Below are 21287 nucleotides of genomic sequence, written 5' to 3' on the forward strand. Positions count from 1 at the left end.
TCTCAATCTACGTAATCAGCGGCTAAATTACTTATTCAACTGCCACAGACACTTGATGGCCATGCGCTTGCAATAGTGCATGCTGCTTTGCAACTTGCACGTCACTTGCCACCATCTCCGCGCACATCTCTTCGACGGTAATCTCAGGAACCCAACCAAGCTTTTCCTTCGCTTTCGCTGGATCTCCGAGCAAAGTTTCCACTTCAGCAGGGCGGAAATAGCGTGGATCCACTTTGACAATCACAGCACCCACCTGCACTGCTGGTGCCAGCGCTGAATCAACAGCCACGACAGTAGCGACCTCATCTACTCCTTCGCCAGAAAACTCAAGCTCTATCCCCGCTTCTTTGGCCGACATACTCACGAATGCTCGCACCGAAATTTGCTTACCTGTAGCAATCACAAAATCCTCTGGAGTCTCTTGCTGTAGCATCATCCACTGCATGCGCACATAGTCTTTCGCATGTCCCCAGTCACGAAGAGCATCCATATTCCCTAAATACAAACACTCCTCTAAGCCTTGTGAAATATTCGCAATTCCACGTGTGATCTTGCGCGTCACAAAAGTCTCCCCTCGGCGCGGGGACTCGTGGTTGAACAGAATCCCGTTACAGGCATAAATACCATAAGACTCACGGTAATTCACTGCGATCCAATACGCGTACATCTTCGCCACAGCATACGGCGAACGAGGATGAAATGGCGTCGTCTCCGTCTGTGGAATCTCACGTACCTCTCCATACAACTCCGAGGTCGATGCTTGGTAAAATCTCGTCTTTTTCTCTAATCCTAAAAACCGAATAGCCTCCAACAATCGTAAAGTCCCCAGTGCATCCACATCCGCCGTGTACTCAGGAGCCTCAAATGATACCGCAACATGCGATTGCGCCCCCAAGTTGTATACCTCATCCGGCTCCACTTCCTTCATGATGCGAATCAAATTCGATGAGTCGGTCAAATCACCGTAGTGCAAGTGGAAACGCGAATCCTCAATGTGCGGATCTTGGTAGATATGATCCACCCTTGCCGTGTTGAACAAGGATGCCCGACGCTTAATGCCGTGCACTTCGTATCCTTTTTCCAATAAAAATTCAGCCAAATACGAGCCATCTTGACCCGTCACGCCTGTGATAAGAGCTTTTTTCATAATTTTGAGCTTAGAATCTGATTATATAAGTCTCTTATTTTACAAATTCTATTCTCTAAATCATGGTTATCAGATATATGCTGACAACCTTTTTCTGCGTATTTCCTGCGCATTTCTGAATGCTCGGTTAGTTGTACTAAAATCGTTGACAAATCATCAACACTTTCAGCCGGAAAAGTTACACCACACTCCCTTTGCCCCAATGCCGCTCGATTTCCCGGAATATCGCTTACCACAACTGCCAGCTTTGTGGCTAAGGCCTCCAAAATGGCAAGAGGCATACCTTCCCACCTAGAGGGCAAGACAAAAATATCTGATGCACGTAAAATATCAGGAACATCCGATCGCCAACCTAAAAATTTTATTCTCTCACTTAGCCCCGCTTCAGCAACTTCTTTCTCTAAGCCATTCCTTAACTCACCATCACCAACCAAATACAGCTTTAGACGCAAATTGCCAGATTGCTCAAAGGCTCGTATAGCTGCTCGTACAAAAAGTTCAGGAGCCTTTTGCTCCCACATCCTCCCAACCATTACTGCCACAACTTCATCGACATCCTCCGACAAGACAGATTTCCTTAGCGAACTTCTATCAAGCTCATTAACAGGATAATAGACCGTTCGATCAACAGCGTTAGGCAACAGTCTAACAGAACTCTCATCAATGCCCAATGATTTTGTACAAATCAACCGATCAGATTCAGTCAGTGCGATAACCACATCACAGCACCGTCCCGCAATCCATTCTAAAAGCCAATAGACAATATACTCAAATTTGCTCTTCGCGGCAGGAAAGGCAAAGCCATGTATAGTGTGTACAATACATGGAACTCCAGCTAACTTGGCCGCCAATCGCCCCAAAAAACCTGTCTTTGAGGAATGCGTATGCACAACATCATATTCCTCACTCTTAAAAAGACTATAAAGCTGACAGAACGCTTGGAAATCCTTCCATGGATGAATGGCTCGTTGAAGACTCGGTATACCTCGAAACGATACCCCGACAGCCTCAAGCTCCGTCACTAGCTCCCCTCTTTCCTTACAAAGGATATGAGCCTCAATACCTTCATCTAGATGAGCTAACTCTTGATAACTTACACGCTGCACACCACTCAACATCGGTAAGAGCTGTAAGTGAGCTATTTTTTTTCTCATTTCTTTGCGCCCTCCAGTATCTCAACCACCCGTTTCATCTGAACAGATCTATTAAATTTCAGCTCTGCACGACGCCTCCCCTCTGTACCCATTTTTTGTCTGAGTTGACAATCTTTTGATAGCTCAATTATACACTTCGCTAGTTGCTGAGTATCATCGCCGTCAAATAAGTAGCCAGTTTCACCATCAACCACAACCTCAGGAATGCCTCCCGCCCTAGATCCGACAACAGGCACTGATGCAGCCATGGCCTCATTAATGACAAGCGGGGTACCTTCATTTAATGAAGGCACTAATAGAATATCTATAGATTTCATCAAATCACCAACATCATTACGAAACCCCAAGTAATGAACTCGTTCATTGGACTTCAACTTCAAATCATCTTTATACTCATCATCTTCGGAATTTCCAGAAACCTCCCCAATCACCAATAGATGAAGATTCGGGATCTCCGCCTGAACCTTAGGCAACGCATCAAAAACGCGATGATGCCCCTTTCTTCGCGTGATCGTTCCAACAATCGCCATGTATATAGAATCAGAATCAGCAGGGAGATCATTTCTAAGGGATTGGTAACGGTCAAATGTACTAAAATCAACCCCTTCAAAGACTCTTTCAATTTTATGATTAAATAGAGACTTTTGCCACCTTGGATACTTGGAAGCTACTGCATAACATATAACAATATTACGAGTAACTAGAGGCAATTGAAGCCAATCAAACCAACCATGAGGTTTGTCTAATTTATCCCATATAACAACAGGAACACCTAACATCCGAGCCGCCACGCCTGATGTCAGTAAACCTCTCATATCGTTACAGTACATGACATCAACTTTTAATTCCCTAATGCGCTTGAAGGTGCTTAAAACGTACATCAAGCCTTGATAGTAACACTTGAAACGCGCCCATCCTTTGTATCGATAAATGGCTCCTCCATATGAAGCCAAAGCCTTAGGATATTCACAGACAAGCACTTTATATCCACTTTCTCGCAAAAGCTTTGTATATTCACCTTCTGCTGTACACATCACCACACAGTCATGCCCTGCGTCCTCAGCTTCATTGAGCAATCTCAACATAGTTCTCTGCTGGCCAAATACAACTTGCGGATAGCTCTCGATAAATAATATTTTCATGTTCTTAGATCTGCTTCTAAATGGTGGACTTTTTTTGCTCGATCATTGCGCGTTTTTGCTTCAACCACATTAGCTGTCTTCCAGATCGATCAATCAATGCTGGAGTGACTGCTAAAAGGCCTGTAAGAATCCAAATATTACGTTGCCTTAAGCCAAAACAAAAATTCTGATAGAACAGGCACACTACAAATCCAGCAATCAAAGCCAACAATAAGGCTCGATGATATCCAGAGGGTTCTTTTCTTAACTTTTTAAAAGGCAACCAGGCCGCATGGAAAAGCCAAATTAAAAAGATAAGAATACCAAACACTCCAGTCTCAATCATAAGACCGACGTATGTATTATGAACCTCTTCAATGTGTAATTTTTTACCAGCTAATTTCGGCCCAGTCCCCAGGAGAGCATAACTTCCAATATGCTCAAACGAAGCTTGGATCTGCGCGGGTCGAGTAGAATCCAACCCATTCTTACCTGTCACCCAATTAGTCAGCATTGCTGCGGGACGTTGCCAAGCTGGGGTTTTCCCCAAACGATAGTTCCCATCAAATGCTGCTAATGCGACGACAAAATACATCACTGTGCTGACGACCAAAGCCATACCGAGACTCCCAATCAAAGAAAACTTCACCTGCCTAGTCTTTCCCTCATAGAGCCAGACACCAAGAATACCCCCTACACTCAATATCACCATCCCGATAGCAGTGCGAGATCCTGTACCAACAGCTGTTATCAGCATTGCTCCTAACAAAGCAAGTAATGCAACTCGATGCCATAACTTTCTATTCGAGTAAGCAAATAAGATCACCACTACTGGCAAAATAGGCAACAAAAACGATGGAACCTGATTCTCATTCCTCAATGTCGAATTAACCCGCCCAGTGAAATCCTCAATAGCCCAGACAGGAACTCGCGCAATCGTCGCCATAGTCCCTACACCCGCAGCTACAACTGCTCCTGCCACCCAAGCCCACAAACAATTCCTCCATGTTGTCCAATCTCGCACCATATATAATATCGTCAGATATATACAAATCCCGTATATATAGTTCACTGTCTCTAACATACTTGAGGATGCAAAGATCCAACCCGTCATCATATTATGCGCAACCCCACAAAGCAAAACCCATAAAGCAAAGGTAATTGCTAACACCTTGTTATGCGATGCCTCACGTGACATCGGCAACTTTTTTTGGGGGATACCCGTTATAAGAATCCCAATCCATGTGAACACCATCAAAAACTCAACAGCGGTGAGCTTCTCTCGCACAATTGGCAACTCAGGCGACTTTAAGACCGCTGTCGCTGCTATTGCCATGTAGAGACCTATATGAGGCCGCCTAACAACCACTAACAAAACTGACAACCCCACGAGAAAAGCAACAACTATCATACCTATATATTTAGGAATATAAAAAAATTAACAAATAGATGATTCATACACCTCATACTCCAACAACAACATTTGAGATAAGCACCTGTGCTCTATTTTTTTTTATTAAATCTGGGGAAGTTGTCGATTTCCACTTATCTGCATAGGATGCATCTATAGCTTTATTTATTTGCTGATAACGGCGTTGCGCGTGTAAGCGATGATTCACATTCGAGCCATACCAATCCCTTTTAGTTTTATGATGTTCTAGTGTTGCCACATCAAATTCAACACCCAAAAAATTACATATATTTTCTATATTCTTCTTTGGAAATTTAACTAGTTGCTCGAAACTCAACTTACAAACTCGCTCATCATGCTCATACTTCTTGATGGCTCTATTATCATAAATCCACCTATTGATAGCCTGGCTGACTCTACTTCCTCTATTCATGAGTGACGGAACGACAGCCCTAGGGTCTCTATGGAGATAAATAACTTTGGCTCTAGGGTAACACCTAAAAATTTCGTCAAGACAATGGATATGTTTCGGAGTCTTCTCTAACGGAATCATTGCATCTTCGTTTATATTAAGAAAAGTCTCAGTGAACTTTTCTCTAATCTTTCGTGGACTAGACCAGACCCAAAAGTCATAATTTTCTCCATTCAGAGCTTTTACTTTTGGATGCTCATCTAGAATAGAAACCAACAGCGAAGTTCCGCTGTGCCCACAACCAACAATGAAACACGGGGCGACATCTTGATTTGCTTGAAGCCTATGGTTCAGTATGGCCCGCCTGAGAACTTTACCCACATGAGACAGATAGAGTTTGGCTCTAAAACCAACATAAAAATCATGAATTAATAATTTCACATTCATATCTATAAAAACTATATTAAATCATAAACACCTATATAACTTTCAGCATTCTTTCTTTCACTATAGCGCTCAGCTAAAACCTTATGAGAGTCAGCTACACATCGCTCTGGATTCAACATTACTTCCACCAGAATATCCGCCACAGCCCTCACATCATGTGTATTCACAAAATACACATGATCACGTAGGTCACCCACTACCTCGTGGAACACGGGAATCGCACTGACCACCACATTATCATTTACCGACATCGCCTCTACTAACGATAACCCAAACCCTTCTTGCGTACCGTCTGATGGTTGCACCACTGCTGTCGAGCGAGCCATCCCTCGAACAGCCTCCTCTTTCTCAACCCACCCGTGAAACACCACGCTCTTTTCCAGCCCGAGTTCTATCACCCTTTCTTGAAGCAGGGGCTCATCTGGCCCACTCCCATAAAAATGCAAGACCGCTGATGCATCTTTATCTACCACGAACCTCCAAGCCTCCAACAATGAACGCTGACCTTTTTCCGGCACCATTCTCCCCACACAGCTGAGTGTAGATGGAACCTTCTCAAGAACTGCTGATGCAATGCCTCGTAGTCCTATCACATCTACACTATTATAGATAACCTCCTCAGAACCTCCATAGTCTCCGACCCTCACAGAGCTTGAATAACTCTTAGCAACTGTTTCAGAAACATACACCATCACATCCACATAGCGCTCACTCCAGCGACTAAGGCCCCGAAGTAACGGATTCAGCGAACCATACATCTCATGCTGGGTCGATACCACCCGACAGGCTGCCTGCTTTCCTATCAATCGTGCTACCCCTCCAGGAACAATAAAATTAGTGTGAACGATGTCAGGCCGCCAAGTTTTGAGCAACTTTTGGAACTTAGGAATGAAAAAACACATTTGCCAGATCCATGCACAGGGGAACCCATCTCTCGGTACTTCAACAGAAGCCTCTTCTACTCCAGCAGGTGGCACGACTCTACCTTGCGTCTCGCCAGCAACCATACGCACCCACAAAACTTGAGCCCCCCTCTCTAACAACAGGCGTGACACAGGAGTGACCACCGTCCATATCGAGTCAGCACAGGCACGATCCACGAATAAAACTCTCCTCCCTTTCATCACCTCTACTCGTCGTTTCCCCATTTTCACTGTAATGTAAATTACGCAATAGAAGATGCAGAATCACAACTCCAGCCTTTAACATACTCCAAATCTTCAGCGTCTAACCACTGGCCTAATGTCGCTATATCGGGCTCAAACTCCTTCCACAATTCACGAGCCACAGCCTCTGAAACAGCGGGGAACTGAATATTTTGACTTTTTCTTAACCTTTTTCGTAACCAACCTAGATAGGATTTATTCTCAGCGCCCTCCCGCACCAACATAGGGCGAATTATATTTTTATACAATGCGCCCTCAGTCCTTCTCTGAATAAAGGGGGGGAGTGTAGCCAAATCAGCTGTCACATTAGAAACCGTATTAACGGTTAACTCAATCGATGGAATGTTTAAAAATTCACACAAGTCGTCATAACATGACTGTCTCTCTCGTAAATATCTATCAAATGTAACTACCCTTATACCCTCAGAGCCAAAAACATTGGACCATAACTTTATTTGCTTACCATACAAACCATAATCTAAGTACTCTCCCCTCCTATAATCATTATTAAAATCAACATCTCTGTCTTTATATCTAGTATACAAATAACGATGATGGCTAATGGCCCTATCTAGTGGATTTCTTATTATATAAATAATTTTCAGATCAGCACCAAAGACCTGCATCGCCAAATTTGGCACATCAGGGTATGTCATTGACTTCGAATATCCAGTAGAAGCTTCTCCACACAGAGCACCTTTGGGAGCTTGATCAAAAAACTTATGATATTTTTCCTTAATTACGTCAACTGGCCCATCGACCAGTATATGAGGCTCTTTTTCAATAGGCTTAAAAACTTCTGGATGTATGCATAAATCATCAAACAATGAGCTCGATGCAGCCTTCATTGCTCCAATAACTAAAAAATGTGACCTATCCTTATTCATATCTCTAACCTTTATCTTTAATCCCCCCCATGAATCGGGCTAATTTCTGCATAAATACAGGCAACCTTGGGTAGACCAACCTAGCCAAAGGGTTAAAGGCATACCATGGGGGCAATTTAAATTCACTTACCGCCTTGAGCCCTAGTTGGGCTAGATATCTATTCTGATCTTTTCTCTTGAACTGCCCCTGAAAATAACTCTCGTGCCGAATATCTCGCTTGGCCAACTTATCTGGTAAATTAGCAACCTTTCCCAACCTCGCCACACGAATAAAAAATTCAAAATCGATCAAATACGGCACGCTTGGGTCATAATTGTGTCCCTGTTCAATCAAGTTTTTCCGGAACATTACTGCACTGTGGCAATAGGGTATGCACTTGCTCGCCATGCGGCGCATACCTTCATCATTTAACGGGTATTGCCGAACAACATGCTCATGGCGTTGGCTATCCACACGCTCCTCGGCACTCCCTACCCAGACACACTCTGGATTATCATGTAAAAACGCCACCTGTTTCTCCAAACGCTCAGGATAAGCGTAATCGTCTGCATCTAATATCGCGATGAATTGCCCCTTCGCCTCATCACAACCTAGCATAAGAGCCTTGGCCCTTTTCAAACGCTCTTTTGATGCAATTAATCGAACCCGAGAATCATCAATAGATTTTATCACATCAACTGTGCTATCCGACGAACAATCATCAATAACAAGAACCTCAATATTTCTCAAAGACTGCATCAACAGGCTCTCTATCGACTGAGCAATATGAGATGCTCCGTTGTAGACAGTGATTAAACCTGTAACAACAATTTCACTATTGTCTAATGATTTAGAGGGTTGGCTCATCGGCGGGTAATCATTTTCTCATAGAGTGTCAAATGACGTTTGGCAATCACTTCTACCTCATAGTTACCAACCACAAACTCTCTCCCCTGCAACCCCAAGGATTGAGATTCCTCGGGATGCTTTAAATGCCACAGTATCCTCTTCGCTAACGCTTTGTCATCTCCCACCGAAAAATGTGTACCAGTCTCTCCCTCTTTCAGAAATTCATATGATGCCGGAAAGTCTGAGGTAATCGTAGGAATGCCCAGAGCCATAGCCTCGACCGCGGCCATACCAAAACCTTCGAACTTGGATGGCAATACAAACAAGTCGGCCTGCGACAACAAGCCTGCGACTAGTTGAGGCTCCACATGACCTGTAAACACTACCTTATCCTTCAGGCCTAATTCTTCACTCAACGATCTGTAGTCATCTTCCAACTCCCCCCCCCCAATCAAAGTACACAAAAACTCTACTCCTTGCTTATCCAAGTTCGCGAGAGCTCGCAAGAGCGTAGGCCAATCTTTTTGAGCGGCCATCCTGCCACATCCTACAATATGATTACCTGCGACACTACACTCCGGTCGCATATCTGACTGTGGAATCGTAATAGGCGGAGAAATTGCAACCACATCTCCTCTATAAACACTCAATTCACGCGCCGTCAGCTCTGAAGCCCCTACCGCCCCATCAACGCACTTCAGCGCGAGAACCTGAAGCCATTTGTGCATAGCATTCCATACATGCAACGGTAAATGCCAACTAGCTACAACTGGAACATCGCAACTATATTTGGTATAGACACTGACAATAGACATCGAGACATAAAGATGTAAATGAACAAGTCCTACATCTTCCTGATTTACAATAGACTTGAGCCTCTTGAGCTGCTTCCTTCTTGAGCCAAGCACTAGGCAAGTTTCAGAACTCCATTGCCGACTAGGCTCCCTCCCCCCGAGCAGAACTAATGTCACACGATGGCCAATCTCAATAAGTTTAGCACCCAAACGCTCCACGTACGTTTCAGTGCCTCCTTTCCCCCAGTGCTCTAGAACAAATACAATATTCATCTCCCATCTAAATCAGCTTCAAACGCTTGAATAAGCCTTCCACTTTTGAATTTCCTTCTACACATCTACCAATCACTTCCTTCTGAGTAAATAAATAGACACCTGAAATAAGAAAACAAAACACTGTGCCAATTAAATCTGAAGCCCAATAAGCTGCTACAAAACCAAACAACAGCACACAATAGGATAGCCAATGTCTGGTAAATAAATCACAAACGACCGCCCCATTATAGAAACGACTATACAGGACTAGCTGGAGCAAAAAGCAAAACAATGTCGCACACACATAACCCATGGCAGCCCCCTCTAGATCATAAAGATAGGCACCACTCAACACAAACACCGCCTTGAGCACATTATTAATCGTCTCGACTACAGTGACCCTTTTCACCATCGATTCGGCTGGCCAAACAGACATTAATACTCCCACACACATTTCAAAAAAACCTGCTAGCACAAACCATAGTAACAGTGGCACTGCGGGAACAAATTCGATGGTATAAAAAATAGGCATAATTAACCATCCCACACCAAGAGTAATCAATGAAATAGGCACTAAGAAACAGATAACTAGATCTAGCTGCTCCCCCACTAAACGGCACCTACTATCACTGGCAGCCTTTGACAGACGTGGGTAAAAATCATTAAATATGGCACCTCGCACCACATTAATAAACATGAGAGATAAGTTATAAGCTGCAGTATATAACCCCAACGCCTCCAGTGAAAGCCACGATGAAATAGAGGAGCGAATGAATAATATCGTTAACGCAAACAAAAAATTTCCCCACATAAACGCAAGCCCCAAACGTAACAACACCCGCCATTTCCACTCTGTCTGCTGAAACGAAATGTTACACCTGTACACCTTCTTAAGCAACTGCCAACTCACGATTGCTGGCGCTAGAGCTAACACATACATCATTGGAACAATCGCCCCATATCCCAAAACTGGGTAGAGCCCCGCCCCAAACAGCAGGGCAAGCAATGCTGATCCAACATTCAAGAACGCAATACTCTTCAACACCCCTAATCCAAGCAAAAATGCTCGATTAGGCACCTCCCATGCCGGCAAAAGCAACATTGGAGACAGCCAGCGCAGATAGAGAACCAAAGCACCATCCCCAACCATAAAACCACTGATCGCTGGCGCCGATATAATCACCCCCACTGCACACACACACCCGACACCAAACAACATAAGTCGGGCAGTCCTTATGAGCGAAGTCACGAGCGCCAAGTCCCCACGCTCCACCGCTTGAGAAATTTCACGCGTCAAGGAAGGAAGAATCCCTAAGCCTGATATGGATAAAATAAAGTCGATGATGGACTTAAGTAAATTCACCATACCAACCCCACTAGCGCCTATGAAGATAGCCTGAAGCTTTACACGCCCTACTCCAACTAAGAGCCCAACAACTCGAGATCCAGATGCATAAAGCATCCCACTCAAAGCGCGTTTATGCGAACTCATGGCCAAAACTAACCTTATGAGTGAAATCCACCCTGGTGTAGGGAACTACTTGTCGCCACCACCATAATATCCATAATCTTCAGCGCCATATTCGCCAAATCCCTTGTAACCGTGGTAACTACCAGCCCCAGCACGTTTCATACCATTCACAACCACCCCACTTACCTTAGCGCCTGCTTGCTTCAGCAAATCACGGGCGCGCATAATCGCCCCAATGGGAGTCTTGCGCGAGCGCACCACCATAATCACAGCCTGAGCATGCTTTGCCAAAAGTCGTGAGTCTGCAACCGGCAATACTGGAGCCGAATCCAAAATAATGCGATCGTAACGAGGAACGAGAGTTTCCAGAATCCTCAAAAAGTCACCCTCGTGAAGCAACTCAGATGGATTAGGAGCATGTTCACCAGATCCAATCACACGAAGTTGATCAATCGCGGTGTCGTGAATCACATCGTCAAGCTCAGCCTGCCCCGCCAGAACTTCTACAATTCCCGGCTTCTCTTTCAAGTCCCCGAAGGAATCAGTCAACTTGGGGCGACGCAAATCCATATCGATAAGCAAAGTCCGCTCCTTATTCAAAGCAAACGCTGCCGCCATTTCAGATGAGACTGTTGTTTTGCCCTCTCCAGGTATCGCAGAAGTCACTAGGATCACCTTATTGCGCTCTTGACGGCCAAGAAGGACAATCGCAGCACGCAGATTGCGGATCGCCTCCGCATTCGCAGAGTGTGGATCGACATTCAACACCGAATCCCATTCCTTGCGGCGTCCGAACTTCGAGGAAACCGGAATCGCCGCCATACAGGTCAGACCAGTCGTTTCCTCAGCAGAACGCACATCGTAAATCTTGTAGTCGATCACCGACAACAAAAAGGCAATCCCAAAACCACAGGCTATCCCAACCACAGAACCTATCGCCAAGTACTGAAGCCGAATCGATTCCATCGCTGTACCAATAAATGCCGGTTCCACGATTTTCAACTTCGTCAGACTCTTGTCATCCGACACGTCAATTTCGGTCATCCGCTGGACGATGTTGGCATACATCTCCCCACTCTGAGCCACATTTTTTTGCAGTAAACTCGCTCTCGAGGAAAGGGCATTTTGCGCAATGGCTAGCCATTCATCAGCAGCAAGCTCGGCCTCTTCTCCTTCACCTTTCCGAGCTACTTCTTCTAATGCCGCAAGCTGATCTCGGTACTCCAACCAATAGGCTTGCTCACTCTTCACGGCAGCGGAACGCTTGATCTCTCTTGAAAAGCGATCCAACAGGTCAGCGTACAGCGCTTCCTCCTGGATGCGTCGTGGATGCTTCGACTTATAACGTTGGCGCAAGGTGATGACCTCAGCCCTCTTTTCCTGAAGCTGCTCATTCAAACGCAGAGCAGAGACATAAACCTGCACCGATGTCTCTGCAGATTCTAACTTCTCCTTCGCCTCTTCAGCCTCCCCCTGAAGAATTTTATAGGCATCAGAGGATCCAGTAGCCAACTGAGCCTCTTCTTTCTCAACGAATACACGCAACAAAGTATCCGCGATCGTTCTCGCTGCCTCAGGGTCTGCGTGTCGCACCTTCACATCTAGCAAGGCCGTACCTGCGCGCATTTCAATATCCAACCAATCCGCAATAGACCTTACTCGCTCAGAAATCTCCACCTCGGATGCCGGCTGAAATGCCAACTCAGCCTCCTCTCGCATATAGCGCGGTTTGTAAGATAGCTTAGGTGGTAGAAAATTCTGTAATGCTTCAACCTCTGGACTTTGAGCAACTTCTGTGAGCAAACTCGGGCTAACTAACTTATTGACCACGGTGGCCATAGCCATCTCCAAACCGAGCTGGTCACTCTGGAATTCAGCTCCAATCAATTGATCTTGCTTGGCCTCAATCTCAAGCACAGCAACAGCCTCAGTACTCGTCGGAATGATCGACATGTAGTACAACGCTCCACAATACCCCAAGACACCAAAGATCAGCATCACCCACCAGCGCCCCAGAGCCTGACGCACGTTGCTCATTCCAACACGACTATTCACAGGAAGTTCCTCATTCTGAGAAAAAAAGTCGTCGTCAGCAAAAGGGTCAGCAGGCATGGAGGTATTGGTTAGTTGGATGTTATTCTAAATATCTAATTCAGAATGTGCAGAACACGCACCTAAACGGATGACCGAAAAAGGTCAAGAGCAAGCTCCCTCAATCAGCAATCAGCAATCAGCAATCAGCAATCAGCAATCAGCAATCAGCAATCAGCAATCAGCAATCAGCAATCAGCAATCAGCAATCAGCAATCTACCACCGCGATTCCTGAATCGTAAGAATATCACCAGCCTTCATATAGAACATCTTACTCTTACCGTTTTGAATATCGCGCAAACTAATAATCATTCGACGCCCATCGCGGCGTACGATCACATCCTTCTTGTTCGCGATATTATCAAAACCACCACGCTGCGCAATCGCAGTTAAAATATCCAAACTCCCCGTCTTAGGAAATTCCACGATACCCGGAGACTTCACATTACCTGTTACCGTAATCGACGACTTACTTAGCGATGATCTAGAGACTGTAATCGTATCACCATGCCCCAAAACCTTACTGCCTGAAGACTTCAGACTATAGGTTTTCACGGCACCACCTTTAGTCCTCACAACAATACGCGAAGTATCCGCACTCTCCGCAACACCGCCAGCTTGTGCTATGGCTCCACGTAAATCCAAAGCCCCCTCTTCAGGATAATTAATCGTTCCGGGAGATCGCACATCCCCCCCCACAATGACCCACTTCTGAGCATAACCTACAATGGACAGATTCACCTGAGCACTAACTAAATAATCCTTCTCGTAGAGCTCTTTAATCTCCTTTTCAGCTTCTTTAAGCGTCTTACCAATTAACTTCACATTCCCAATCAATGGAAAAGACACTTCACCCGACTTACCGATTTGCGCCTCAGTCGAAAGATCCTCCTCCTGATAAACAATCATTCTAATCGAATCATCTTTCTCCATCTTATATTCGGCCATCACGACCAGACTAGAGAATAGGAGAAATAGAGAACTAAGTAGTAACTTCATGACAATAGATAAAATAATGGGGCACCACACTCGTAGCACCCCATACTAATTGATAACCAATCACTTATCAAGATCTAGGGGCGATTCGCGTCAGTCGCTGTCGCTCCAGTGACGGTATTCACATCAGTTTGCTGCCCCTCAACAAATAAGGAGGTACGATTGAGATTCTGCTGCCCTCGTGTTGCTGCAGTGATCGGGGTGGTTGTCACCCCATCGGCAGTAGTCACCGTACGCGTTCCTAGCTCAAAATTTACCACTTCTAAATCTTTCAACGGTGACTCAGTCGTCAACTTAATCAAAGTCAAATTTTCTGAAGCCAAACGCAATTGTTTCACTCGAACGGTCGGCAAAGTGATTTGCTTATCCGCTACGAAGAGAGCAGTGACAATCGTGCCGTCAGGCTTAGTGCGTCGAGTCTGGAGGTTTGCCCCCTCAGGTAACACAAGGTCTTTCACCAATGCTGGCAAAATAACAGACTCTCCAGCGCCTACAGAAAAATCCTTGCCATCTACTGAGTAAGTGATGGGCTTACCATCTTCAGGCACCATCACAGAGATTTCTGATTTTTGCTTCTTCTGAATGCTGGCTGAACCTTGCTGGGCATGAGCCACACCTGTACTGAGGAGCATCGCTGTGGAGCAAAAAACTCCTGTAGCAATGAGAGTTGAAAATTTCATAAGAGTAATTTGGGGTAAGGAACTTAGAATCGTTTTAGGATAGGATCTGAAACTTGGCAAATCTAAAAACCTAACGCTTCAGAGCTGAAAAACACTAGAAGCTATAACGAGCGTCCACATTGAAGATGAAATTGTCAAAATCACGCGGATCCTGACTCGAATCTTTGCGCGACAAACGGACGCCAGAACCGAGAATCAGCCCGTTATCCATTGCGTAGTCACCACCAAGGAAGAAAGTGATATAATGATCGTCAAAATCAGGGCCTGAGAGCGCTGACACAGCAAAGTAATCGTCATATTCGTAACTCACACCTGCGCGCATATTAATCCGAGAGCTATAGGCATAGCGGGCCAAGAAGTTCACGCCCGTTGCCTTGTAGGACTGCCCAAAATCACTGTAAGATGCCCGAATCGTGTGGTACAACATCCCTGAAAAAGAGGTTTTGCCAGAAAATTGATGTGTCGCACCAACTTCAAAGGACGGAGAGGTCTTACTATTCAAAGCACCACCATCGAACTTTCGGTACTCAGCCCCCACGTAGCCAGTAACCACTGTTTTCTGAAGAGCTTGGTAGGTTCCTTTGATACCACCAGAGACGGCATTGTGGTCAGGATTTGACTGCACATTCACCCCCTCATAGGCAATGTAGGGACCCACAGTGGTCTTACCCGTCACCTGATACTGCCATGCCAAGCGAGTGTTGTAGCGGTTGCGATCAAACAAGCGAGGATCCACATAATCATCAACCAAACCACCCAGATCAAAATCCAAACGTGATTTGCCAGTCAAAATATGACTCAAGCTCAAATTCGCATTGTACCCATCACGCTCAATACTCCCGGAGGCAAAGCGGTTCGATCCACGCGTCTTACTGTAACCAAACCCAAAATCCAGTGATGTCTTCGCCCACTGGCGGTTGTAGCCAGCATTCACAAAGTGATCGATGCCATCTTCTGAGCTATTGTCCGCATAGAAATTGAAACGAGGCGTGTAACCGATGGACCATTCGTTGACGGATTCATTGGGGCTCGATAACTCCAGTGGCACACTCACCCGTAAAATCACATCATTGACCTCGTTCGTATCGGTTAAAAAGATATTGTCATTGTATTCAGCACGAACATTTACCCCAAATTTGAAGTAATCGAGCATCTTACCTTCCTGCAACTCATCGTCGCCTAAATCTAAACCTAAGCTCTCCAATGCAGCACTCTTCAAAGCTGCTTCACTGAATGATCCATAAGCTCCTGTAAGATCCTGAGCGCCAAGACTCCCCACCATCCCTAGTGACGACACAAGAACGGGGGCAATAGTATTTTTTAGTTGCATAATTATCGGGTGGTAAAAAATTGCTAGATGCAAAAAAGCGAACTGATAGATTATGTCAAGCGCTGAGTCGTTTTTCTCCCCTCACTCACTGCACCTCTACGACCTAAACTATTAACTCCCCAGCCTGCTCCGACTAAAATCGCAAAAATCACCCCAATCGACTCAATCTGTAGTGGAAAATCAATCAGCGCCTGCACCATACAGCACACCATTGCAATAGCCCCCCCCCTCACATAGAGCACATGTGTCTTCTTGTGACCTGCTGTTTTTAGCCACCCTGACTTACTCCCCCCCCAAAAGCCCCCAGCAACAAGAACTGCGAACATGCCTCCTCCAAGCCACCCCCACTCTACATACGTCTGAAGATAATCATTATGGGCATAATCCCATCGCTCATTGATATCCGCATCAGCAACCTCCACATAAATTGGAAACAAGACATAAAAGGCCCCTGGACCAAAGCCCATCGCCCCCCACTCCTCATCCTCGACCATTGCCACCTGCACCTTATTGGCCTCTTGCCGAGCCACCAGAGTGCCATAGCCCCCCTCATGACTACCCTTCCAACGCTCCACCACAGTCTCACTCAGCGCCAAACCACCTAATAAAAACGCCCCCCCAATTGCCCCCAATATGATATTTCTCTCCCGAGAACTCCCACTAGGGAAGAGCAAGGGAAAATATCTTAAAATCCGTAGACTCATGCGTGCACTTCCCGCAATCCACAGCAGCAGACCACACACAGCCATTACCGCTGCTGCCTTAGAACCCGCAAAGATACTTGCAACAAATACCAACAACACTCCAATCAGCACACAAATAGGATACGCGGCACCTCGCTGATAAGACTTTGCCCTTGTGCGCACTTCCGCAAAAAAATGCGCCACCCCCAACATCAAAGCCATGTTCAAATAAGTCGCTGCAATTCCTGGACTACGGTAAGTGGCAAAAAAATACCCCCTTCCGCGCAAATCCACAACGTCCATCCAGTAAATCCCCTCAGCCCCTGACAACCTCTGCGCCAAACCTAACCCCGCGACAAAAACCCCAACCCAAAAAACACACCCACACATGGTGCGCAATTTTATTACTTGGTGAGCTACCAATTGACGGACAGATAACACTAACAACAAACACGGCAGCACATAACTCAACCGATCCCACGCCTGAGCCTTATCGACCGCACCTGGTAAGCCTGGATATGGCTGCCCAGCGACTGGCTCCAAATGCCATAAATAATGCACCCCCTCGTAGATCTCATTCTCTATCAAAAAAGTCCTCGCATTATACCACATCCAACCGCCCTGAAGCATTAAACCCAACACTGCAACCACCAACACCCAGAACGACACCTTCTTGGATTGCGGAGGAACCACCAACAAGCCCAGCACCCCAGTCAATGTCGCCAAGATCAACAATGGCCAGCGGTAAGCCCCATAATATGACCCCATCAACAGTGGCCCCACTGCCACAGTCAGGCAGAACAACACATTAACAACTCGGCTCAGCACAACTCTACTTCGCTCCCTTTACAAACAACACTGCAGGTATCGTCTTAAGAATAATTTTTAGATCCAACCACAGTGACCAATTATCAATGTACGCTAAGTCCATCGCCACCCACTCCTCAAAACTGGTAATCTCATTTCTCCCTCCCGCTTGCCACGTACAAGTAATCCCAGGCTTCACACTCAACCTCCTGCGGTAAGCCGATTTTTCAAAGTCTTTCACCTCGTAAACAGGTAAAGGCCTAGGCCCTACAATACTCATCTCCCCAGCCAACACATTTAACAACTGAGGGAGCTCGTCGATGCTCAGCTTTCTCAAAATCTTCGCAAACCGAAACACCCTCGGGTCATCGTCGAGCTTAAACACTGGCCCAGTCATCTGATTACCCATCTGCTCTTTCACCTGTGCTAACTTCGCCTCGGCATCCACGGCCATCGTCCGAAACTTCCACATCTTAAATTCTTTCCCATACTTACCCGATCTCCGCTGTCGGAAAAACACAGGGCCAGGGTCCGCAATCATAATCCCAACCGCTGCAAATACCCACAAGGGAAAACTCAGTAGAATCAAAATGATCGCAAAAGCTCTATCCAACAGGGATTTCGCTAACAGCGCCCAGGACAATTCCGGCGTCGAACGCAATACCAACATCGGCTGCTCACCCATCGTATCAAAAGCAGGTCTCGCCACCTGTGATCGTATGAAATTTGCAGCTACCCATACCTCTACGCCTTGTGTCTCACAAACTTCAACAGCCTCACCAATCTTATCGAAAAGTACATTCTTTGGGGAAATGATCACACGCTGAGCAGACTTCTCAACTATCAAGTCCGCCAACTCAAGCGGATTACGTATACCCAAATCAAATTCAGCACACACCTCAATATAATCTGTCACCCCTTTGGGCAAGCCCTCTACAAACCCCTCGATGTCCTCCGGCAAGCCTGCCATCACCACTCGCTCACGCGATGCTCCATTCTTCACCCTCCTCCTCAGCACATTCCTCACCCAGAGGAACCTCAGAAAAATGAAAGTAAACGCAAAGGTCCCTCCAAAAAATAAAACCAATCGCGAAGACGGATCCAACTGAAACACCACCACACAACCACCAAGCACCAGGGCCATCACAGTTGCCGTTTGAATCACCTTCCACAGGGCCGCTGAAGCTTTCTTGTTCAACACATTGCGATAAAAACCAAACAACTCAAGAGTCAGCGGCGTGAATGGCACTAACACAAAAAGCAACCAAGCAATCCTGTCCAATCCAATACCCGTATATTCCCCATCAATGACATTCCAACGAATACCCGATGCCAATGCAAATCCAGCCCAAACCAAAAAGGCATCACATATCTGTAATGCTTGTAAGGAGAATTCTTCCTTTTTCGAGGACCCTAACATACCTGTTCTTAATTCCTTTCAACTTTCGACATTCCCGAAACAACTTCAGGTAACAATTGCTTGAGAAAATCTACCATAATCTGAGTACTCTGCTCTTCGTCATAATATCGGTGATCGGGAACATCAAAGCCCTGATCCCTATATACTGAGGTAACGCCCACACTGAAGGTGGCATACGCCCACCGCTGATCATACCCCCCAAATAGACGCGCCTTGATGTCCTCCATCGTCCGCTCATAGTGCCCAGAAACAATCCTCTCTGCCCCAAAGTACGTATAATACTGGATGCGCATGTCGTACACTGGCTCACCCATCTTGTTCTTTGGCGGCTCTTCGCCATTCCTACCAACCCTCGGTCGCACACTCACAATCTCGCGCACGGGCAAGTCCCCACCGTCAACCAAAACCCCCTTCAACACCACCGGTCGCTGTCTGATGAAATTCCACCCTTGCGCCCTCAAACATACCTCAGGACGATGCAAACTATTATTGATATCTCTCCCCGAGAAAACAACAGACACTTCGATACCATCAAAGCCTTCTAAAGCGGGTGTCTGATACGACCGCCTCGCGAACTCCGTATCCGCCGCTAATGTCTTTTTTTCCACATCGCTGACCTCTCGCTTTTCACTGTACCACCCACCCACTCTCTCTGGCAAATCTTGCGACAACCGAGACGCACGCATTTCCTCCTGCTTGGGAAGAGTCCATATCGACGAGAACCCTAAGACGAGAATACCCAATAATACCCATAAACGCCTTGGTATACTAGGATCAGAACTATGCATCCTCTCCCCCTTTCCGCGTCACTTTCACCTTCCTTTTATATTTTTTAAGATTCAACAATCGATCCAGTAATAGCAAGCCCGCTAACGCCGCTGGAAAGAATAACAAAATCCCTGAAAAATCGTGGTACGCATTCGCTGCAAAATCCTCAAAACCCAATTCGGCTAATACTAAAATCGTAAACACCCGACAAAAATTACCAAACAAAGCTAAGGGCAATGAAGCTGCAAAAACTAACACTTTCTTCCATAGCTCCTTCTGCGTGTAATAAGCAAAAATCGCAGCGATCATCACCAGAGCCATTAAAGAACGAATCCCACTGCAACCCTCTGCAATATTAAAATCCCACTTATCTGTAGCGGAATGTATGTTATTCCCTGTGTTGATCAATTCCATCCCCACCCCAGTTCCAACGTAATAACACGCCTGGGTCACAAATACCTGCAAGTGATTCGTCATCTGGTTGAGCCCCGGAACCGGAATAGCAAACCACCAAAAAAATGCAGGAAACAGCATGTGCCTTCCAGCTTTCCAGCCACACACAAATATCACAGCACCTGAAATCAAAAACGGAATCCCTATCAGCGCCAGTCTGGGCTGAATCGTTCTCGCTGATGCCATGAACAACAACAATCCCACCAACAAAATACCTAACCCCCATGTCCCGTTCGAACTCGGCTCCTTCAACATTTCCCTCCAGGCCTGATAGGAAAACGCTAGAAACAAAAACGGCACAGCATACCCGTGCAACAAATCATTCCTCTCGTTCCATGAATCTACCATCCATGGAAACACCTCACTCTTCCTGTTATCCAAAACGGAATAAACATCACAAATACCGAAGAAATAGACGATTACCCCCCCAATCAAAAGAAGAGGTATCGCTATAGTTGATCTAAACCAGCCTTCTTGCCTATCCATAACAGTCAATTAATCAATATCTCAGACGATGCATGTACACTCCTGAAACCACGATGTACGCAGCGAATATGGCCCAAGTCAAACACCCATAGACCAGATATATGTAGGAAAACACTTCCACATTTCCCAAAAACAACAAGAGAAACAAAAATATCCCATAATCTGTCGCCTACAACAAAAGCCGACACAATGTCTTCCCCCCACTCATTATTCCCCACTAGCACTAGAATCACTAACATCAAACTCCAGCTCATCAACATGGTGGGGCTCCAGCCTAAACGCCCCGCAAAACACGCATGATAAATCCCAGTCTTTTGATAAAGGAGTATCACCCTCCTGGACTTCGCCGAATGCGTGGCCTTCTTGTATTCACTCAGGGGAATGTGTTTCTCTATCAAATGATTAATGAATTCGCATAGCTAGTTTTCACGTCAAACCCATCACGTCAAGCTAGCAACACTCTATAAAAATAGTTCTG

Annotated in this window: 18 protein-coding genes; all 18 read right to left on the reverse strand. The window is 45.8% G+C overall.

From position 1 onward, the window contains the following. Positions 1 to 31: 31 nt before the first annotated feature. Positions 32 to 1147 carry a GDP-mannose 4,6-dehydratase gene (gmd, locus tag ACFSW8_RS08560; protein ID WP_377087242.1) on the reverse strand — a complete coding sequence of 372 codons (1116 nt, stop codon included), beginning with the start codon at positions 1145 to 1147 and terminating at the stop codon, positions 32 to 34. Then, on the reverse strand, positions 1144 to 2301 hold the full coding sequence (locus tag ACFSW8_RS08565) for a glycosyltransferase family 4 protein (RefSeq protein ID WP_377087244.1): 1158 nt from the start codon (positions 2299 to 2301) through the stop codon (positions 1144 to 1146). The genes gmd and ACFSW8_RS08565 overlap by 4 nt, the downstream gene beginning before the upstream one ends. Next, on the reverse strand, positions 2298 to 3443 hold the full coding sequence (locus tag ACFSW8_RS08570) for a glycosyltransferase family 4 protein (RefSeq protein ID WP_377177970.1): 1146 nt from the start codon (positions 3441 to 3443) through the stop codon (positions 2298 to 2300). Before ACFSW8_RS08570 ends, ACFSW8_RS08565 begins: the two co-directional genes overlap by 4 nt. A gap of 16 nt (positions 3444 to 3459) precedes the next feature. Beyond that, a complete protein-coding gene (locus ACFSW8_RS08575; RefSeq protein WP_377087253.1) occupies positions 3460 to 4833 on the reverse strand; it encodes an O-antigen ligase family protein in 1374 nt (457 codons plus the stop codon). Between the two features lie 52 nt (positions 4834 to 4885). After that, positions 4886 to 5686: a sulfotransferase family protein gene (locus ACFSW8_RS08580; RefSeq protein ID WP_377087255.1), complete on the reverse strand. Its 801-nt coding sequence runs from the start codon at positions 5684 to 5686 to the stop codon at positions 4886 to 4888. Between the two features lie 17 nt (positions 5687 to 5703). Further along, positions 5704 to 6840, reverse strand: coding sequence for a glycosyltransferase family 4 protein (locus tag ACFSW8_RS08585; RefSeq protein ID WP_377087257.1), 1137 nt, complete (start codon positions 6838 to 6840; stop codon positions 5704 to 5706). 17 nt (positions 6841 to 6857) lie between these two features. Next, positions 6858 to 7745: a sulfotransferase domain-containing protein gene (locus ACFSW8_RS08590; protein WP_377177972.1), complete on the reverse strand. Its 888-nt coding sequence runs from the start codon at positions 7743 to 7745 to the stop codon at positions 6858 to 6860. A gap of 4 nt (positions 7746 to 7749) precedes the next feature. Next, positions 7750 to 8592: a glycosyltransferase family 2 protein gene (locus tag ACFSW8_RS08595; protein WP_377087260.1), complete on the reverse strand. Its 843-nt coding sequence runs from the start codon at positions 8590 to 8592 to the stop codon at positions 7750 to 7752. After that, positions 8589 to 9641: a glycosyltransferase family 4 protein gene (locus ACFSW8_RS08600; RefSeq protein ID WP_377087261.1), complete on the reverse strand. Its 1053-nt coding sequence runs from the start codon at positions 9639 to 9641 to the stop codon at positions 8589 to 8591. The genes ACFSW8_RS08595 and ACFSW8_RS08600 overlap by 4 nt, the downstream gene beginning before the upstream one ends. 7 nt (positions 9642 to 9648) lie before the next feature. Beyond that, positions 9649 to 11115, reverse strand: a complete 1467-nt coding sequence (locus ACFSW8_RS08605; protein WP_377177974.1) for an oligosaccharide flippase family protein — start codon at positions 11113 to 11115, stop codon at positions 9649 to 9651. Between the two features lie 45 nt (positions 11116 to 11160). After that, positions 11161 to 13206 carry a polysaccharide biosynthesis tyrosine autokinase gene (locus ACFSW8_RS08610; RefSeq protein WP_377087263.1) on the reverse strand — a complete coding sequence of 682 codons (2046 nt, stop codon included), beginning with the start codon at positions 13204 to 13206 and terminating at the stop codon, positions 11161 to 11163. 196 nt (positions 13207 to 13402) lie between these two features. Next, the gene (locus tag ACFSW8_RS08615) at positions 13403 to 14185 is read right to left on the reverse strand and encodes a polysaccharide biosynthesis/export family protein (protein ID WP_377087265.1); all 783 of its coding nucleotides are present in this window, start codon (positions 14183 to 14185) and stop codon (positions 13403 to 13405) included. 74 nt (positions 14186 to 14259) lie between these two features. After that, positions 14260 to 14862, reverse strand: coding sequence for a hypothetical protein (locus tag ACFSW8_RS08620; RefSeq protein WP_377177976.1), 603 nt, complete (start codon positions 14860 to 14862; stop codon positions 14260 to 14262). Between the two features lie 94 nt (positions 14863 to 14956). Continuing rightward, positions 14957 to 16192, reverse strand: coding sequence for a hypothetical protein (locus tag ACFSW8_RS08625; protein WP_377087267.1), 1236 nt, complete (start codon positions 16190 to 16192; stop codon positions 14957 to 14959). A gap of 50 nt (positions 16193 to 16242) precedes the next feature. After that, the gene (locus ACFSW8_RS08630; protein WP_377177978.1) at positions 16243 to 17664 is read right to left on the reverse strand and encodes an O-antigen ligase family protein; all 1422 of its coding nucleotides are present in this window, start codon (positions 17662 to 17664) and stop codon (positions 16243 to 16245) included. A 43-nt stretch (positions 17665 to 17707) separates the two neighbouring features. Next, positions 17708 to 19102, reverse strand: coding sequence for a sugar transferase (locus ACFSW8_RS08635; protein ID WP_377087271.1), 1395 nt, complete (start codon positions 19100 to 19102; stop codon positions 17708 to 17710). An 8-nt stretch (positions 19103 to 19110) separates the two neighbouring features. Continuing rightward, positions 19111 to 19890, reverse strand: coding sequence for an exosortase-associated EpsI family protein (locus ACFSW8_RS08640; RefSeq protein WP_377087272.1), 780 nt, complete (start codon positions 19888 to 19890; stop codon positions 19111 to 19113). Next, entirely contained in the window at positions 19883 to 20809 is a 927-nt protein-coding gene (locus tag ACFSW8_RS08645) for an exosortase/archaeosortase family protein (protein ID WP_377087274.1), read from the reverse strand. The genes ACFSW8_RS08640 and ACFSW8_RS08645 overlap by 8 nt, the downstream gene beginning before the upstream one ends. Positions 20810 to 21287: the final 478 nt, after the last annotated feature.

The organism is Rubritalea tangerina, from assembly GCF_042683245.1.
Lineage (GTDB): Bacteria > Verrucomicrobiota > Verrucomicrobiia > Verrucomicrobiales > Akkermansiaceae > Rubritalea > Rubritalea tangerina.

What these genes read in the sequence shown, in the direction of transcription:
- gmd (WP_377087242.1), bottom strand. Translation starts at nt 1,147, where the DNA reads ATGAAAAAAGCTCTTATCACAGGCGTGACGGGTCAAGATGGCTCGTAT.
- ACFSW8_RS08565 (WP_377087244.1), bottom strand. Translation starts at nt 2,301, where the DNA reads ATGAGAAAAAAAATAGCTCACTTACAGCTCTTACCGATGTTGAGTGGT.
- ACFSW8_RS08570 (WP_377177970.1), bottom strand. Translation starts at nt 3,443, where the DNA reads ATGAAAATATTATTTATCGAGAGCTATCCGCAAGTTGTATTTGGCCAG.
- ACFSW8_RS08575 (WP_377087253.1), bottom strand. Translation starts at nt 4,833, where the DNA reads ATGATAGTTGTTGCTTTTCTCGTGGGGTTGTCAGTTTTGTTAGTGGTT.
- ACFSW8_RS08585 (WP_377087257.1), bottom strand. Translation starts at nt 6,840, where the DNA reads ATGGGGAAACGACGAGTAGAGGTGATGAAAGGGAGGAGAGTTTTATTC.
- ACFSW8_RS08590 (WP_377177972.1), bottom strand. Translation starts at nt 7,745, where the DNA reads ATGAATAAGGATAGGTCACATTTTTTAGTTATTGGAGCAATGAAGGCT.
- ACFSW8_RS08595 (WP_377087260.1), bottom strand. Translation starts at nt 8,592, where the DNA reads ATGAGCCAACCCTCTAAATCATTAGACAATAGTGAAATTGTTGTTACA.
- ACFSW8_RS08600 (WP_377087261.1), bottom strand. Translation starts at nt 9,641, where the DNA reads ATGAATATTGTATTTGTTCTAGAGCACTGGGGGAAAGGAGGCACTGAA.
- ACFSW8_RS08605 (WP_377177974.1), bottom strand. Translation starts at nt 11,115, where the DNA reads ATGAGTTCGCATAAACGCGCTTTGAGTGGGATGCTTTATGCATCTGGA.
- ACFSW8_RS08610 (WP_377087263.1), bottom strand. Translation starts at nt 13,206, where the DNA reads ATGCCTGCTGACCCTTTTGCTGACGACGACTTTTTTTCTCAGAATGAG.
- ACFSW8_RS08615 (WP_377087265.1), bottom strand. Translation starts at nt 14,185, where the DNA reads ATGAAGTTACTACTTAGTTCTCTATTTCTCCTATTCTCTAGTCTGGTC.
- ACFSW8_RS08620 (WP_377177976.1), bottom strand. Translation starts at nt 14,862, where the DNA reads ATGAAATTTTCAACTCTCATTGCTACAGGAGTTTTTTGCTCCACAGCG.
- ACFSW8_RS08625 (WP_377087267.1), bottom strand. Translation starts at nt 16,192, where the DNA reads ATGCAACTAAAAAATACTATTGCCCCCGTTCTTGTGTCGTCACTAGGG.
- ACFSW8_RS08635 (WP_377087271.1), bottom strand. Translation starts at nt 19,102, where the DNA reads ATGTTAGGGTCCTCGAAAAAGGAAGAATTCTCCTTACAAGCATTACAG.
- ACFSW8_RS08640 (WP_377087272.1), bottom strand. Translation starts at nt 19,890, where the DNA reads ATGCATAGTTCTGATCCTAGTATACCAAGGCGTTTATGGGTATTATTG.
- ACFSW8_RS08645 (WP_377087274.1), bottom strand. Translation starts at nt 20,809, where the DNA reads ATGGATAGGCAAGAAGGCTGGTTTAGATCAACTATAGCGATACCTCTT.